The sequence below is a fragment of the Streptomyces sp. NBC_00988 genome (assembly GCF_045162645.1).
Classification (GTDB): domain Bacteria; phylum Actinomycetota; class Actinomycetes; order Streptomycetales; family Streptomycetaceae; genus Streptomyces.
In genome coordinates, this window is the sequence record NZ_CP108730.1 from 4289799 (window position 1) to 4304627 (window position 14829).

15 protein-coding genes are annotated in these 14829 nt (G+C 72.1%); 6 read left to right on the forward strand and 9 right to left on the reverse strand.

Features of this window, described 5'->3' with window-relative positions; genetic code table 11:
• Positions 1 to 8: 8 nt before the first annotated feature.
• Complete coding sequence (locus OG496_RS19500) at positions 9 to 842, reverse strand: helix-turn-helix domain-containing protein (protein ID WP_405971781.1); 834 nt, start codon at positions 840 to 842, stop codon at positions 9 to 11.
• Positions 843 to 891: 49 nt separating this feature from the next.
• Positions 892 to 1539: a TetR/AcrR family transcriptional regulator gene (locus OG496_RS19505; protein WP_405971782.1), complete on the reverse strand. Its 648-nt coding sequence runs from the start codon at positions 1537 to 1539 to the stop codon at positions 892 to 894.
• 46 nt (positions 1540 to 1585) lie between these two features.
• Here OG496_RS19505 and OG496_RS19510 point away from each other — a divergent pair, with 46 nt between their 5' ends.
• Together OG496_RS19510 and OG496_RS19515 are read left to right on the forward strand one after the other, a co-directional pair.
• Complete coding sequence (locus OG496_RS19510) at positions 1586 to 3148, forward strand: FAD-dependent monooxygenase (protein WP_405971783.1); 1563 nt, start codon at positions 1586 to 1588, stop codon at positions 3146 to 3148.
• Between the two features lie 33 nt (positions 3149 to 3181).
• On the forward strand, positions 3182 to 3736 hold the full coding sequence (locus tag OG496_RS19515) for a hypothetical protein (RefSeq protein ID WP_405971784.1): 555 nt from the start codon (positions 3182 to 3184) through the stop codon (positions 3734 to 3736).
• Here OG496_RS19515 and OG496_RS19520 read toward each other — a convergent pair.
• The gene (locus tag OG496_RS19520; RefSeq protein ID WP_405971785.1) at positions 3687 to 5117 is read right to left on the reverse strand and encodes an RNB domain-containing ribonuclease; all 1431 of its coding nucleotides are present in this window, start codon (positions 5115 to 5117) and stop codon (positions 3687 to 3689) included. The two genes, OG496_RS19515 and OG496_RS19520, sit on opposite strands and share 50 nt — an antisense overlap.
• Before the next feature lie 104 nt (positions 5118 to 5221).
• Between OG496_RS19520 and yaaA the strand changes: the two genes are divergently transcribed.
• Positions 5222 to 6004, forward strand: coding sequence for a peroxide stress protein YaaA (yaaA, locus tag OG496_RS19525; RefSeq protein WP_405971786.1), 783 nt, complete (start codon positions 5222 to 5224; stop codon positions 6002 to 6004).
• 95 nt (positions 6005 to 6099) lie between these two features.
• Positions 6100 to 6768 (forward strand): bifunctional 4-hydroxy-2-oxoglutarate aldolase/2-dehydro-3-deoxy-phosphogluconate aldolase, encoded by a 669-nt coding sequence (locus tag OG496_RS19530; protein WP_405971787.1) that lies wholly within the window; start codon positions 6100 to 6102, stop codon positions 6766 to 6768.
• Here the strand turns inward: OG496_RS19530 and OG496_RS19535 are convergent.
• The 3 genes from OG496_RS19535 to OG496_RS19545 are packed head-to-tail and all read right to left on the reverse strand — an operon-like array spanning position 6743 to position 9788.
• Entirely contained in the window at positions 6743 to 8137 is a 1395-nt protein-coding gene (locus OG496_RS19535) for a bifunctional RNase H/acid phosphatase (protein WP_405971788.1), read from the reverse strand. The genes OG496_RS19530 and OG496_RS19535 overlap by 26 nt on opposite strands.
• A 20-nt stretch (positions 8138 to 8157) precedes the next feature.
• Complete coding sequence (locus OG496_RS19540; RefSeq protein ID WP_405976647.1) at positions 8158 to 8901, reverse strand: zinc ribbon domain-containing protein; 744 nt, start codon at positions 8899 to 8901, stop codon at positions 8158 to 8160.
• A complete protein-coding gene (locus tag OG496_RS19545; protein WP_405971789.1) occupies positions 8898 to 9788 on the reverse strand; it encodes a Nif3-like dinuclear metal center hexameric protein in 891 nt (296 codons plus the stop codon). Before OG496_RS19545 ends, OG496_RS19540 begins: the two co-directional genes overlap by 4 nt.
• A gap of 198 nt (positions 9789 to 9986) precedes the next feature.
• On the opposite strand from OG496_RS19545, the gene OG496_RS19550 reads away from it, so the two are divergent.
• Both OG496_RS19550 and OG496_RS19555 read left to right on the forward strand, forming a co-directional pair.
• Positions 9987 to 11267, forward strand: a complete 1281-nt coding sequence (locus OG496_RS19550; RefSeq protein WP_405971790.1) for a hypothetical protein — start codon at positions 9987 to 9989, stop codon at positions 11265 to 11267.
• A 125-nt stretch (positions 11268 to 11392) separates the two neighbouring features.
• A complete protein-coding gene (locus OG496_RS19555) occupies positions 11393 to 11560 on the forward strand; it encodes a hypothetical protein (protein WP_366491177.1) in 168 nt (55 codons plus the stop codon).
• Between the two features lie 77 nt (positions 11561 to 11637).
• Here the strand turns inward: OG496_RS19555 and OG496_RS19560 are convergent, their stop codons facing one another.
• The 3 genes from OG496_RS19560 to OG496_RS19570 are packed head-to-tail and all read right to left on the reverse strand — an operon-like array spanning position 11638 to position 14619.
• Positions 11638 to 12588 (reverse strand): 3-oxoacyl-ACP reductase, encoded by a 951-nt coding sequence (locus tag OG496_RS19560; RefSeq protein ID WP_366491176.1) that lies wholly within the window; start codon positions 12586 to 12588, stop codon positions 11638 to 11640.
• Positions 12589 to 12616: 28 nt separating this feature from the next.
• Positions 12617 to 13693, reverse strand: coding sequence for a Zn-dependent alcohol dehydrogenase (locus tag OG496_RS19565; protein ID WP_384159741.1), 1077 nt, complete (start codon positions 13691 to 13693; stop codon positions 12617 to 12619).
• 56 nt (positions 13694 to 13749) lie between these two features.
• Entirely contained in the window at positions 13750 to 14619 is an 870-nt protein-coding gene (locus OG496_RS19570; RefSeq protein ID WP_405971791.1) for a MaoC/PaaZ C-terminal domain-containing protein, read from the reverse strand.
• Between the last annotated feature and the right edge of the window lie 210 nt (positions 14620 to 14829).

The following is a 14829-nucleotide window of genomic DNA, read 5'->3' on the forward strand; positions in this document are numbered from 1 at the left end:
CGGACCGGTCAGCGCCCGCGGTCTTGAACGCTGTTGCGGTACGCCGCAGGCGTCACCCCCAGCACCCGCCGGAACCACCGTGTCAGATGCGCCTGGTCCGCGAAGCCCACCTGCGCCGCCACCTCGGCGGGCCGCCCGCCCGCCTCCAGCAGACCCCGCGCCCGGGTCACCCGGTACTGGGCGAGCCAGGCGTACGGCGGTATCCCCATCGTCGTACGGAAGGCGCGGAGCAGTTGGTAGCGGGACAGGCCGAAGTCCGCCGCCAGGGACGAAAGCGACGGTGGGGTGAGTAGTTCGTCCGCCAGACGGTCCCTTACCGCGTGGGCCACCCACGCCGCGCCCGGGATCTCGTCCGGCGCTGGGCACGATGTGGAGTGACGGCGGGCGAGGGCCGTCAGCAGCCACGGGAGGCGGGACTCCGCCTCCAACGGGTCCGGGCAGGCGCTGAGTTGGGTGTGCGCCACGCGCAGTGCTACGGCCAGTTCGGCGTCGTCGAGGAGCGGCTCGCGGAAGTGCGGGAGAGCCGCGCCGAGGATGCCGTCCGTCAGGAGTGCCGGGTCGGCGTAGAGGGCTCGGTAGGCGTAGCCGTCGGTGGCGCTGCCCGGGCCGCCCGTGTGCATTTCGCCGGGGGCCAGTACGACGATGGAGCCCGGGGTCGCACGGACGCGGCCGCCGCGGTAGTCAATGAGTTCCGAGCCGCCGACGCAGACGCCGATCGTGAACTCCTCGTGCGCGTGCGGGGCGTAGACGTGCCGGTCGAAGCGGGCCGTCAGGAGGTCGAGTGGCGGGCCGCAGCGGCCCAGTCTCGCCCTCGTCCACAGTGCCTGCTCACGTGCGCTCACCGGCCGCACCCCCTTCCCTCCACAGGGTGCAACGCACCGGGGCCGCGTGTCATGCCGGGGTGAGCGCCCGTTCCAACGCGTCGAAGGCCGCGCAGATCCGTGCCCGATGGTCTGCTACGAGTCCTTCCGCGCCCTCTCCCGCGAAGACGCGGCGCGCGGTGGTGACGTAGACCGTGCGGTACGCGGCGACGGTCAGGGCGGCGGTCAGGGCGGGGTCGGGGGTGTCCGGGGCGGTCTCGGTGAGGGCGGTGGTCAGGGCGTTCTCCATCTCCTCCAGGGCCTCGCGGCCCCGGGCGCGCAGGGCGGGCGAGTCGGCCACGACCTCCCAGAAGTCCGGGAATCCGCTGTCGGGGCCGGCCAACGGGTGGCGCCGGTCGAGGAGTTCGAGGGCGAGGCGGCGGAGCGCGGCGAGCGGGGTCTCGCCGGGGGCGCGGTCGCGTACGGCCCCGCTGAACATCTCGACCGCCTCCGGAATGCGGTCGAGGAACAGGTCCTCCTTGCGCGGGAAGTAGTTGAAGACGGTCATCGTCGACACCTCGGCGGCCCGCGCGACCTCCGCCACCGACACCTGGTCGAAGCCGCGCTCCCGGAACAGCGCCGAGGCGACGTTCGAGATGCGTTGCCGTGTCGCCCGCTTCTTGCGCTCTCTCAGCGGCAGCTCGGCCGCGTCCTTGCTCTCGCTCACGCTCTCACTCACGAGAACAGTGTAGCCAACATAATTTTTTAGTGACTACACTTAAGGCATGGACACTGACACGAACTACGACGTCGTCATCGCCGGAGCCGGGCCCATCGGGCTGCTGCTCGCCTGTGAGCTGCGGCTCGGCGGGGCCCGGGTGCTGGTCGCGGAGCGGCTGGCCGAGGTGGACGAGACCGTCAAGGCGGGCGGGATCAACACCCTCACCGCCGTCTCCCTCTACCGGCGGGGGCTGCTGCCCGCGCTGACCGAGGTGCAGGTCGAGACGGCGAACGGCATGAAGGAGTTCCTGCGGACGCAGAGCAGTGGAGACGGGGCCGCTCCGCCGCCGAAGTCCGCCGGGCACTTCGCCGGGATCACGTTGCGGGCCGATCTGCTCGACGCGTCGGACCCCGCCTTCGCGGAGGTCGGTCCGCCCGGCGAGGTCGGCCGGTTCGTCCCGCAGGCCCCGTTGGAGCGGCTGCTCGGCCGGCGTGCCGACGAACTCGGCGTCGAGGTGCGCAGGCAGGTCGAGTTGACCGGCTACGACGCCGACGAGGACGGCGTGACCGTCCACCTCGCGCCTACGGACGGCTCCGCGCCGCAGACCGTTCGCGCCGACTGGCTGGTCGGCTGTGACGGCGGCCGCAGCCTCGTGCGCAAGCTCGCCGGGATCGCATTCCCGGGCACCGCACCGGAGATCACCGGCTACCAGGCGATCGCCGACATGACCGGCACCGAAGGTCTGCGCAAGGGCTGGAACGCCACCGGCACGGGGATGTACACCTACGGCCCGATGCCGGGACGGATGGTCTCCATCGAGTTCGACGGGCCGCCCGCCGACCGCCAATCCCCGGTCACCACCGAGGAGTTGCAGGCCAGCGTGCGCCGCGTGACCGGAGTCGACGTCACCGTGCACGCGCTGCACACGGCGACCCGGTTCACCGACAACTGCCGTCAGGCGGACACCTATCGCTCGGGCCGGGTACTGCTCGCGGGCGACGCGGCGCATGTGCACTCGCCGTTCGGCGGACAGGGACTCAACCTCGGTGTCGGCGACGCGATGAACCTCGGCTGGAAGCTCGCCCTGGTGGTGAGCGGCCGGGCCCCGGCCGACCTGCTGGACACCTACACCGCGGAACGGCATCCGATCGGCGCCTGGGTGCTGGACTGGACGCGCGCCCAGATCGCGATCATGCGGCCCGACGCGCACGCCCGTGCCCTGCGCGGGATCGTCGGCGACCTCGCGGGGACGGCCGACGGGACGACGTACTTCGTCAAGCGGATCTCCGGCGCCTGGCAGCGCTACGACCTCCCCGGCGACCACCCGCTGACCGGCCGCAGCGCCCCCGACCTCGAACTCGCCGACGGCACCCGCCTCGGCGACCACCTCCACACCGGCCGCGCCGTCCTCCTCGACCTCGCCGACGACCCCAAACTCCGGGCCCGCGCGGCCGGTTACGAGGGTCTGGTGGACGTCCTCACCACCAGCTGCCCCCAACACCCGGAACTCGCGGGGCTGTTGGTGCGGCCGGACGGGTTCACCGCGTGGGCGTCGGACACGGACGGCACCGAGGACGACCCCTCGGAGGCCCTGCGGCTGTGGTTCGGCGCGCCGCTTGGCGCTTGACACTGCCGCGACGTCAGCATTTGCACTGAACCCATGAGGACCAACTGGGCAGGCGGCGGGCGGGTGTTCGGGTATGCGCGGGCGCGACGGGCCCTGGTGGCCGGGTCGGCGCTCGCGTGCGTCCTGGAGACGCTCACCATGTCGGTGCTGCTGCGGGACTGGCCGGTGCTCCACCAAGTGGTGCCGGTCCTGGGCCTGTTCGCGGTCGCGTCCGTGGCCGCCCTGCACGCGGCCGCTGTCGCCCGCCCGCACCTGCTGGACGCCCAGGGGCTACGGCTCCGACGGGCCACCCGCGCCGATCTGCTCGTCCCTCTGAGTCATATCGCCTCCGCCCGGGGTGAGTTGCGGGTGGCCCGGCGCCGGTCCGACGGCGAACTCGATCTCCCCGTCGGCTTCCGCACCTCCGTCACCCTCCAACTCACCGAGCCCGTCGCCTACTTCACCCTCCTCGGCCGACGGCGGGAGGTGGACACCGTCCACTTCCACGCCGACGACGCCGATCGCGTCGTAGCGACCCTTCAGGCCCGCCTGGAAGCGGTCAGGCGGGCGCGAACCGTACCTTCGACGTCCCCGGGTCCGCCTGGGTGAGGCGGACCCGCAGCCGCTCCCCCAACGGCAGCGGAGTCGTGCCGCCTTCGAGGCGGGCGACGACGGCCGGGGTGTCCAACTGCACCTTTCCCACGGTGGGTTGGCGTTCCTCGACGTCCACCACATAGCCGTCGAAGAGGTCGCCGACGCGGTTCTTGAGCAGGGCCGCCTCGACGATGTCGACGCACTCGCGCTCGACGGTGCCCGCGAGGCGGTTGCCGTCGGCCATCTGTTTGGGGAGGGCGTCGAGGCCGGCCAGGACCCAGGCGGGTGGGTTGCCGGGGGCGAGGCAGAGTTCGGAGGCGTAGCGGTCGACCAGCCGCCGTAGGGGCGCTGTGCAGTGGGTGTAGGGGGCGGCGACCGCCGCGTGGGTGGTGACGGGCGGGAGGTTGCCGTCGCGGAAGACCGTGTAGCCGGCGCCGCGCAGCAGGGTCGTGCACTCCTGGAGGAAGGCCGCGTGGTGCGGGAGGTGCGGGTCGAGGGAGCGGATGAGTTCGGCGTACGACATGTGGTGCGGCCAGTCGATGTGCAGGGCGTGCGCGGTGCGGTGCAGGCGGCCGACCGCGCCGTCCGGGGCGGTCGGCAGGGTGCGCAGGACGCCGGTGCCGTGCGTGAGCATCAGGTCGGCGGCGGCCATGCCGGTGAGGAGGGAGATCTGGGCGTTCCAGCCGTCGGCGGGGAGCGGGGCGCGGTAGGCGAGTTCGTAGGTGTGGTCGCGCTCGACGATCTCCTGCTCGGGCACGTTGAGGGAGATGCCGCCGCGCTCGACCTCCAGGCGTTCGCGCGCCTCGCCGATGTCCTTCAGCAGCGCGAGCGGTTCCTCCGCCGTGCCCGTGTCGATGCGCTGCTGCGCGGTCGCGTAGTCGAGTTTGGCCCGGCTGCGGACGAGCGCGCGACGGACGTCGACGGCGGACGTACGGCCGTCCGCGTCCAGGTCGATCGTCCACAGCACCGCCGGCCGGGTCACGTCCGGCAACAGGCTCGCGGCGCCCTCGCTCAGCAGGGGCGGGTGCAGCGGGGTCTTCTCGTCGGGAAAGTAGAGGGTGGTCACGCGCCGGTGGGCCTCCGCGTCCAGGGCGCCACCGGGGGCCACGAAGGCGGCGACGTCGGCGATGGCGTACCGGACCCGGAAACCGCTCCCCCTACGGGACAGGTGCATCGCCTGGTCCAGGTCCATGGACGTGGGCGGGTCGATGGTGAAGAAGGGGATGTCGGTCGCGTCCTCGGCGGGCGGGGCCGGTGCCTTCGCAGCGCGTTCCGCCTCGGCCAGTACCTCCGGCGGGAAGCTCTCGGGTACGCCGAGTTCGGTGCGGAGCGCGGTGAGAGCGGCGCGGAGCGGGGCTTCGGGGGTGCCGGTCACCCGGATACGGCGGCTGGGCATGACACGAGCGTAGGCACAATCCGCAGGCCCGCACCCTTTACGCTGGCGCAGGCCCCCCATGTAAGCCAGAAGCTCCCCAGAAGTCCCCTAAGGAGAAACCCGCCGTGCTCGTCCTGCTGCCGCCGTCCGAAGGCAAGGCCGCCTCCGGCCGCGGTGCCCCCCTCAAGCCGGAATCGCTCTCACTCCCGGGACTCGCCGACGCCCGCGCCGCCGTACTCGACGAACTCGTCGACCTGTGCGCCGCCGACGAGGACAAGGCCCGCGAGGTCCTCGGGCTCAGCGAGGGACTGCGCGGCGAGATCGCGAAGAACGTCGACCTGCGGACAGCCGGCGCGCGACCCGCCGGGGAGATCTACACCGGTGTCCTCTACGACGCCCTCGACCTGGCCTCGCTCGAACCCGCCGCGAAGAAGCGGGCCGCGCGCTCGCTGCTCGTGTTCTCCGGGCTGTGGGGCGCGGTGCGGGTGACGGACCGGATTCCGTCGTACCGCTGCTCGATGGGGGTACGGCTGCCCGGGCTCGGCGCGCTGGGCGCGCACTGGCGGGCCCCGATGGCGGCCGTGCTGCCGGAGGTCGCCGGGGACGGGCTCGTCCTTGACCTGCGGTCCTCGGCGTATGCGGCGGCGTGGAAGCCGAAGGGTGAGGTCGCGGGGCGGACGGCGACCGTGCGGGTGCTGCACGCGCCGACGCGGAAGGTCGTCAGCCACTTCAACAAGGCGACGAAGGGGCGGATCGTGCGGAGTCTGTTGGCCTCGGCGGGGGCGCCGGGGACGCCGGGTGAGCTGGTGGAGGCGTTGCGGGACCTGGGGTACGAGGTGGAGGCCGAGGCGCCTTCGCAGGCGGGGCGGGCCTGGGCGCTGGATGTGTTGGTGGACGAGATCCACTAAGGGTTTTCGAGGGTCACTGAGCGGCCCATCAAGCATGCGTTGCAGTGTGCGCAATGACCTTTGCGCACACTGCATCACCTCGGCAGGATGAGGCCATGCCTTCCTCGCCGCCGTCTTCCGCGCTGCCGTCTTCCTCGGCCCTGCTCGATCTCGCTCCCGTGCTGCCCGTCGTCGTCATCGAGGACGTCGCCGACGCGGTGCCGCTCGCGCGGGCGCTGGTGGCGGGTGGGTTGCCGGCGATCGAGGTGACGTTGCGGACGCCGGTCGCGCTGGAGTCCTTGCGGGTTATCGCGGGTGAGGTGCCGGGGGCCGTGGTGGGGGCGGGGACCGTGCTGACTCCGGGGCAGGCGAAGGAGTGCGTGGGGGCGGGGGCGCGGTTCCTGGTGAGTCCCGGGTGGACCGAGCTGCTACTGGAGGCGATGCAGGGGTCCGGGGTGCCATTTCTGCCGGGGGTGTCGACCACGTCCGAGGTGGTCGCGCTGCTGGAGCGCGGGGTGCGGGAGATGAAGTTCTTCCCGGCCCAGGCCTCGGGCGGTACGGCGTATCTCAAGGCGCTGGCGGGGCCGTTGCCACAGGCTCGGTTCTGTCCCACCGGGGGGATAGGGCTCAACTCCGCGCCCGACTACCTGGCGTTGCCCAACGTCGGGTGTGTGGGCGGGAGTTGGATGATCCCGGCGGATGCGGTGGCCGCGCGGGACTGGGGGCGGATCGAGGTGCTGGCCCGGGAGGCGGCGGCGCTCAGCGTAGGTGGGACGTGTCGTTGAAGAGTCGTACGCTCGCGTTGCCGTCGGCGTAGTACGCCACCGCGGAGATCGAGGCGGCCGAGAGTTCCATGCGGAACAGGGACTCCGGCGGGGCGCCCAGGGCGAGTTGGACGAACGTCTTGATCGGGGTGACGTGGGTGACGAGCAGGACGGTGCGGCCCGCGTAGGCCGCGGTCAGCTTGTCCCGGGTGGCGGCGATGCGGGTTGCCGTGTCCGCGAAACTCTCGCCGCCGCCGGTCGGTTGGGCCGTGGGGTCGGCCAACCAGGTGGTCAGGTCTTCGGGGTATCGCTCACGTACCTCACCAAAGGTGAGGCCCTCCCAGGCGCCGAAGTCCGTTTCGCGCAGGCCCTCTTCGATCGTCACGTCCAGGCCGAGGCGGTCTGCTACGGCTGCGGCGGTTTCCCTGGTGCGGGTGAGGGGGGACGCGATGATGTGCTGGATCGTGCCTCGGGCTGCCAACGCCGTTGCCGCTCGGGTGGCTTGGTCCTGGCCTACGGGTGAGAGGGAGGGGTTGGTGCCGCCGCTGCCTGAGAAACGCTTCTGGGGGGTCAGGGGGGTTTCGCCGTGGCGCAGGAGGACGAAGGTTGCCGGGGCGCCCATGTCTGCGGGGGCCCAACCGGCGCTGGGGGTCGCCACGTTGCGGGCGGCGCGGGTGTCGGCGGTGGTTTTGTCGGTTGTCGTCACAGCGGCGGCCAGTGGGGGCTGGTCGTGCCCGCGCGGCGGAGCCGCAGATGTCACAGCCCCGCGCCCCTCAGGTGTCTCGCCTGGGCCTGCGCTGGAAAGCCGGTCGCGGCCGCGGCCCTTGGGGAGCGCGTCTGAGCCGGAGTCTGCGAGTGCCGCCCTGGCACTCGCCGCGCCCGCCGTCGCGTCCCCGGGCGGCCCCGCCGGGTCAGGCGACCCGGACCGCTGCGCCCGTACGTCCAACTCCGCCGTCGAACTCGCCGCCGACCACTGCTCGCCGCGCTTCCCCGCATCCATCGCCTCGTTGGCCAAGCGGTCCGCGTGCTTGTTCTGGGCCCTCGGGATCCACTCGTACGTCACCTGGTCCGCCGGGAACACCCCGCCCGCCTCTGCCGCCAGCGGCTTCATGTCGGGGTGTTTGATCTTCCAGCGGCCCGACATCTGCTCAACGACCAGCTTGGAGTCCATGCGGACGTGGATGCGGGCGGACGGGTCCAACGCGTGGGCCGTGCGGAGGCCGGCCACCAGGCCCCGGTACTCGGCGACGTTGTTCGTGGCGATGCCGATGTACTCGGCCGCCTCCGCCAGGGTCTCCCCCGTCGTCGCGTCGATGACCACGCTGCCGTAGCCCGCAGGACCCGGGTTTCCCCGGGAACCGCCGTCGGCCTCGACGATGAACTCCCGCACGCCCAGGACTCCTTGCTCGCTTACAGACCGGACTCGGACGTGCGCACCAGGATGCGGCGGCAGTTCTCGCAGCGGACCACCGTGTCGGGGGCCGCCGCGCGGACCTCGTTGAAGTCGGTGATGGCGAGCTCCTGACGGCAGCCCTGGCAAGTGCGCTGGTACAGCTTGGCCGCGCCGATGCCGCCCTGCTGCTGGCGGAGCTTGTCGTAGAGCTTGAGGAGGTCCGCGGGGATGGTGGCCGAGACGATCTCGCGCTCCTTCTCGGCCGTGGCCTCGTCGGCGTCGAGGGTCTCGTAGGCGGCCTCGCGGCGGGCGGTCGCGTCGTCGATCCTGCCCTGCACGGAACCGACCCGCTCGGTCAGTTCGGCGGTGCGCTCCTGCGCGGACTCACGGCGTTCCATGACTTCGAGGACGATGTCCTCCAGGTCGCCCTGGCGCTTGGCGAGGGAGACGATCTCGCGCTGGAGGTTCTCCAGGTCCTTGGGCGAGGTGACGGCGCCGGAGTCGAGGCGCTGCTGGTCGCGGGTGGCGCGCTGACGCACCTGGTCCACGTCCTGCTCGGCCTTGGTCTGCTCACGGGCGCAGTCGCTCTCCTCGGTCTGCACGGCCACGAGCAGGTCGCGCAGCTGGGTGAGGTCCTTGGTCAGCGAGTCGATCTCGGCGTGCTCGGGCAGGGAGTTGCGCTTGTGCGCGAGCTGCGAGAGGCGTACATCGAGGGCCTGGACGTCGAGAAGTCGGATCTGGTCGGCGGGCGCGGCGTTCAGTTGGGGGCTCCCATTGAGTCTGGTGTGGTGGTGGACGCCGCGTGGGCGGTCCAGGGGTCGGTGACCGTCTTGGAGACGTGGACCCTGAGGTCCCATCCCTCGCGGTCGGAGATCTCGTCGAGCTGGGCGGCGGCCAGCTCGCACCAGGGCCACTCGGTGGCCCAGTGCGCCGCGTCGAGCAGCGCGAGAGGGTGCTGAGAGGTCTGAGAGTTTTGGGCGCGGACCTCGGACACCGGGTGGTGGCGAAGGTCCGCGGTGAGGAAGGCGTCCACGCCCGCCGCTCGTACGTCGTCGAAGAGGCTGTCGCCGGAGCCTCCGCTCACCGCGACCCGGTGGACCAGGGCGTCGGGGTCGCCCGCGACGCGGATGCCCTGCGCCGTGGCGGGCAGGCGCTCGGCGGCGCGGGCCGCGAGGTCGCGGACGGTCAGGGGGTGGTCCAGCTCGCAGATCCGGCCCAGGCCCCGGCGGCCTTCCGGATCGGTCGGGTCCGGTACGAGCGGTCCCACGACCCTGAGGTCCAGCGCGCCCGCGAGGGCGTCGGAGACTCCCGGGTCGGCGCGGTCGGCGTTGGTGTGGGCGACGTGCAGCGCGATGTCGTGCTTGATCAGGGTGTGCACCACGCGGCCCTTGAAGGTGGAGGCCGCGACCGTGGTCGTACCGCGCAGGTAAAGGGGGTGGTGGGTGACCAGCAGGTCGGCGCCCAGCTTCACGGCCTCGTCGACGATCTCCTGGACCGGGTCCACGGCGAACAGCACGCGGGTGACGTCCTGGTCCGGGTCGCCCACGACGGTGCCGACCGCGTCCCAGGACTCGGCCCGCTCGGCGGGCCACAGGTTCTCCAGCGCGGCGATGACTTCGGACAGGCGGGGTACGGACTGACGGGGCACGGGGAAAGGCTACCTGGCCGCACTGTGCGGCTGAACCGCTGAAGCCGCCGTATGCGGGCCTACGGCCCCGTTCAGCACACCCGCCCCGGTTTCCTCAGGCGAATCGTTACTTGGCCACCCTTATTGGTGAAGCGGCTGCTCATCGGTCCCACGTCCGTACGTGCGAAAACTAGTTTCGTGGCCGGAGGTGACCGAACCATGACGGCCTGTGCGATCGAGCCCACGGCGGCGGACGAGGACGGGGACGAATGCGGGGACGAGCGCGGGGACCCGCGGAACGGTGGCACCGCGTGTGCGATCACCGCGGACGGGGCGTACGCCGCCCGCCTCGCGCCGGCCGGCGACTGTCTGTTCCCGGAGCGGTGGACGCTGGACGGCCCCGAGCCGTACGCCGTGCCGCTGCCCGGCAACCAGCCGGAGGAGCCCGGCACCGAGGTCCAGCCGATGGGCGACGGGCGGGTGCTCATCCGGCGGCTGGTCGACGGGCGGCACGCGTTCTCGCTGCTCTACCCGACCGGCCCGGGCACCGGTGAGCTGCTGCTCGGCGCGGTCGAGTGCCCGGACCCGGACACCCGGCTGCGGCTGCTGCCGCCCGCGCCGGGGGGCGAGAAGGCGTACGCCCTCGCCGTGGGCCGGCGCTCGACCGCCGTGTGGCTGGTGGCGGGCGGGGCCTTTGGGCCGGAGCATCTCGCGATGGTCCCGGGGCGGTGTTCGGGCGGGGTCTGGCTGGACCGGGCGGGGCGGATGCTGGCCCTGGACCGGGAGGTCGGCGGGCGGACCAAGGCGATCGTGGTCGACCTGGAGCGGGACGGGGAGGTGTCGCCGCTGCTGCAGATCGCCGCGGACAGCGACGACCGGCTGCTCGCGGCCGATCCCGACAGCGGGCTGCTCCTCATCAGCTCGGACGCGCCGTCGCCGGGCCGGGGGGACCGGCTGGGCTGGGGGGTCGTCGGCTCCACGCTGCCGGTGCGGTTCCCGGAGTGCCTGCGGCTGCCGGACTGCACGGTGACGCCGTTCGCGATCCAGCCGGGGCAGGTGCTGATGCCGGAGAACTGCGGGGTCGCGCTACGCGTCGACGGGCCGGCCGGCACCTGGTTCGCCGTATGGCGGCCCGCCGAGCGGCAGTTGCTCCAACTCCCGGCGCCCGAGGGGTGGTTGGCGGGCGCCGGGCTGTGGACCGAGGACGGGGTGCTGCGACTGCCCTACGCCACACGGGAAGTGCCGTGCGGTGTGGCGCGGTTCGCGGTGCCCAGGGGGGCGGGGGGAACGGGGGACGCGGGAAGCCCGGGGGTGGGGGCCCCTGCGGCTACGGGGGGTACGGGGGAAACACGCCCGGAGGATCCGGTTCGGGACGGGACGGTGGGCGCGCCTGGGGAGGCCGCGCCCGAGCCGTCGGAACCGGATCCTCCGGTGCCGGTCGCACCGCGTCCGGTGCCCTTGCGGGAGGCTCCGTTGAAAGGCCGGGTGGCCGTCGGGTAACAAAGTGGTGCGGCTCGGTAACGAAGTCGTTCCGGACGGCAATCCGCCTCGCTTCACCCCGGGAACGCCTGGATAAGATCGCCGGGCTGTATGAAGGATCATGTTGCAACGGGGTGAACTTTCCGATGAACGACTCGAACACCGCGCAGACCATGTCTGCCGACACACACGACGCCTCCGGCCACGGCAAGCACCGGGGCCCGGTCTCGGTGCAGGACGGCGATGCGGCCGCCCACGGCCGACACCGCAAGCCGTCCGAGCAGTCCACGCAGTCGAAGTACGCGGCTGTCTGACGACACGTCAGGCGCCCTGCACCACCTCGCACGACACGGCCCCGCTCGTCTCCGGACGGGCGGGGCCGCCGCGTTCCCTATGCCGTGCCCGGCTCCCGCTTGAGTCCCAGCACCTCGGCCGCCGCGAACGTCTCCCCCGGCGGTCGCTCCGCGTAGTGCGGAGTGAGTACGGCGTCCAGCTCGTCGTAGCTGAAGATGTCCTGCTTGCTGTCGAACTTGGCCTGCACGTGCGGGCGTTCGACGATCGCGACCATGCCGCCGTGGACGACGAGGAGCTGTCCGTTGATGCGTTCGGCGGCGGGTGAGGCCAAGTAGCCGACGAGCGGGGCGACATGCTCGGGCGCGAGGGGGTCGAGGCCGTCGCCGCTCTCCCCGAACCCGGCGAAGACGTCCTCGGTCATCCGGGTGCGGGCACGGGGGCAGATGGCGTTCGCGGTCACGCCGTACTTGGCGAGGGCGAGGGCCGTGGAGGTGGTCAGGCCGACGATTCCGCCTTTCGCGGCAGCGTAGTTGGGCTGTCCCGCCGAGCCTGCGAGATACGCCTCGGAGGAGGTGTTCACGATCCGCCCGTACACCGGTGCGCCGCTCGCCTTGGACCGCTCGCGCCAGTGCCGGGCCGCGAAGTGGGTCGTGTTGAAGTGGCCCTTGAGGTGGACCCGGATCACCGCGTCCCACTCGCCCTCCGTCATGGAGAAGACCATGCGGTCGCGCAGGATGCCCGCGTTGTTGACGAGGATGTCGAGTCTGCCGAACTCGGCGATCGCCAACTCGACCAGTTCGGCGGCCTGTTGGAAGTCGGCCACGTCCCCGGTGTGGGCGGTGGCCCGGCCGCCCGCCGCGCGGATCTCGGCGGCGACCTCTTCGGCGGGACCGGCGGACGCCGCCCCCGAACCGTCCCGGCCCGGCTGCCCGTAGTCGTTGACGACGACGGCCGCGCCGAGCCGGCCGAGTTCCAGCGCCTCGGCCCGGCCGAGGCCGCGTCCGGCGCCGGTGACGATCGCGGAGAGGCCCTCAAGTGGCAGTGACATCAAGGTCCTTTCAGTAGAAGAGGCGCCCTCAGATCTCGATGCACGTGCGCAGGGCCGTCCCCTGGCGCATCTGGTCGAGGGCCTCGTTGATGTCGGCCAGCGGCACCCGGTGGGTGATCAGGCTCTCCAGGTCGACGCGACCCGCCCGCCACAGGGCGATCGTGCGCTCGTAGGAACGCAGCACGTCTCCGCCGCCGTACATCGAGGGCAGGATGCGCTTCTCGTCGAAGAACAGCTCGAACATGCTGAGTTGGAGATAGTCGTCGAGGGCGCCCGCGCCGACGACGACGAGGGTGCCGCCGCGCCGGGTGTTCTCGTAGGCGGTGCGGGCGGTGGCGGAGCGGCCGACGACCTCGAAGACGTAGTCGAACCCCTCGCCGCCGGTGACCTGTTGCTTGGCGTCGGGCAGCTCGTCCGGTGAAATCGCCCTCGTGGCGCCGAACTTGAGGGCGGCCTCGCGGCGGGAGGCGACCGGGTCGACGGCGACGATCTCGGCGGCGCCCTTGAGCCGGGCACCCTGGATCGCGGAGATGCCGACGCCTCCGCAGCCGATCACGGCGACCGACGAACCGGCTTCCACGTCAGCGGTGTTGAGGGCGGCGCCGAGTCCGGTGGTGACCCCGCAGCCGATGAGGGCGGCGATGTCGAAGGGCACGTCGTCCGGGATCGGGACGGCGCAGCCCGCGTCGACGACGACCTCCTCGGCGAAGGTGCCGGTGCCCGCGAAGCCGAACACATCGCCGCTGGGGCGCTTGAAGTTGGGGGTGCCCGCGTTCATGAACCCGGCCAGGCACAGCTGGGTCTGGCCGCGCTTGCAGGCGGGACACACCCCGCAGGCCGGCAGCCAGCAGACGACGACCCGGTCACCGGGCTTCAAGTGGCTTACGCCCTCGCCGACTTCGAGGATCTCGCCGGCGCCCTCGTGTCCGGGTACGAAGGGCGCGGGCTGTGGCAGTACGCCGGCCATCGCGGACAGGTCCGAGTGGCACAGCCCCGTGGCGCGCACCCGGATCCTGACCCGGCCGGGCCCGAATCCCACGGCCTCGACGTCGTCGAGGACCTCCAGTTTGTCCTGGCCTATCTCGTGCAGTACGGCTGCGAGCATGATGCGGCTCCCCTCAACTCGGGCCTGGCTCAAGAGTGTTCGGCGGTCATTCGGGGTCAGGAGTGTTCGACGGTCGTGTCGGCGAGGACGGGCGCGTCGTCCCGTTCCACGGCGCTCACCGCGACCCGCACGGACCCGGCGCCGGTGTCGCCCTGCCGCCACATGCGGATGCGCAGCGTCTCGCCGGGGAACACCACTCCGGCGAACCGTGTGTCGTACGCGCGCACCCGGCTCACATCGCCGCCGAGCAGCGTGTCGACGACCGCCTTCAGCGTCATGCCGTAGGTGCACAGCCCGTGCAGGATGGGCCGGTCGAACCCGGCGAGCTTGGCGAACTCGGGGTCGGCGTGCAGTGGGTTCCAGTCGCCGGAGAGGCGGTAGAGGAGGGCCTGGTCCTCGCGGATGGCACGCTCAACCACCTTGTAGGGCTCGCCCGTTGGGGCCTCCAGGCGGGTGGAGGGGCCGCGGTCGCCGCCCCAGCCGCCCTCTCCCCGTACGAAGATCTGCGCGTCGTTGGTCCACAACAGGCCGTCGGCGTCGGCGACTTCGGTACGCATGACGAGGACGGCCGCCTTGCCCTTGTCGTACACGGCGGCGATGTGACTGGTGCTGGTCGCGGTGCCCCGGGCCGGGATCGGGCGGTGCAGGCGCAGGGACTGGCCGCCGTGCAGGACGCGGGCGAGGTCGACCTCGACGCCGGGCATGGACAGGCCGCTGATGACGCCGGGCGAGCCGTTGCCCGCGACGGTGGCGAAGCTCGGCAGGACGTGCAGCCGGGACTCCAGGGTGTAGCGCAGCTCGTCGGGGTCGGTCGCGGGGGTGCCCGCGCCGAGGCCGAGGTGGTAGAGCTGGACGTCCTTGGTGTTCCAGGAGATCTCTCCCGAGCGGGGTTCGGCGGCGAGTGCCCTGGCGGCGTCGATCGGCATGGGACTCCTGTTCGGTGGCGGCGAACGTCGGTGGCGGCGGCGTGCGTCATGGTGGCGAGAGACCCCGGTGCGGCCGTCCGCACCGTCGGCCGCACCGAGGTCGTCACGGGCCGACCTAGAACGCGTTCCAGTCCGGCGCCCTTCTGTATAGCCGAGCGCCCCGCACTTGTGAAGGCTCCTGACGGTGCGTCAGGTCGGTGTCGGCTCCGG